Source organism: Vibrio sp. S9_S30, from assembly GCF_014694455.1.
GTDB lineage: Bacteria > Pseudomonadota > Gammaproteobacteria > Enterobacterales > Vibrionaceae > Vibrio.
On the sequence record NZ_JAAUWT010000106.1, the window covers coordinates 1 to 861 of the forward strand.

Sequence of the window (861 nt, forward strand, 5' to 3'; positions counted from 1 at the left end):
GGCGTTATGTGCTAGTTCAATCCAAACAGTTTGCCTTAATATGAGTTCGTGAGCATAATGATATTCGACATAGAATCAGCTTGAGTAGAAATATGAAACCTAAGGTTAATTACCGTAGATACAAAAAATCCGATTATCAGGCTTGTGAGGCACTAGTTAGAAAGGCATGGGGCTTTGAGCAACACTTTACTCCGCGGCATGTTGCAAACTCAATGGCGTTCTTCTATACATCGGGGGCTCCTGTAGCTTGCAATTTTAACTTGGTCGCAGAAGTTGAAGGTCAAGTTATCGGTTTCATTTTCGGCACTAACAATAAGAAGCTGAGACAAACCATCCCATTTAGCTATCAATTAAAGAGCATTTTAACGTTGGTTAAGTATTGGCTCCATCCCGCCGCTTCATGGCGCCAGAAGCAGTCAATAATGGCAGAGCTGTCAACACACTCTAGAAATCGTTCTAAGTTGAGAGCTGATTGGGAGAGTGAGCTGAGTTTGTTTGTCATTGATTCAGAATATCAGGGACTCGGAATCGGATCGTATATGGCAAACGCATTCATTGACGACTGTAAAAAATACGGTGTAAAAGAGGTTACAGTAGAAGCAAATAAGGCTGGCGCTAGCTCCTACTACGAAAAATTAGGGTTTAATTATTCAGGGCAGTTTTATTCACCTTTGCATGAAAGGTGCTCAAATTGTGGTGATGCTTGCCTTTATATTTACCCATTGTAGAGTGTCGCACATAACAAATTGCTTAACAAAGACTCCTAACGCTTGGCGACTTCAGTCGCAATTTCAGCTCTGTGTTTATGGCACAATATTCAAGTTAAGTGGCATCGCGTTGTCGCTTGTTAGCAAGGCGTTA

Annotated in this window: 1 protein-coding gene; it reads left to right on the forward strand. The window is 41.6% G+C overall.

Features of this window, described 5'->3' with window-relative positions; translation table 11 throughout:
- Positions 1–92 precede the first annotated feature (92 nt).
- Positions 93–728, forward strand: coding sequence for a GNAT family N-acetyltransferase (locus tag HC752_RS24280; RefSeq protein WP_190337742.1), 636 nt, complete (start codon positions 93–95; stop codon positions 726–728).
- Positions 729–861: the final 133 nt, after the last annotated feature.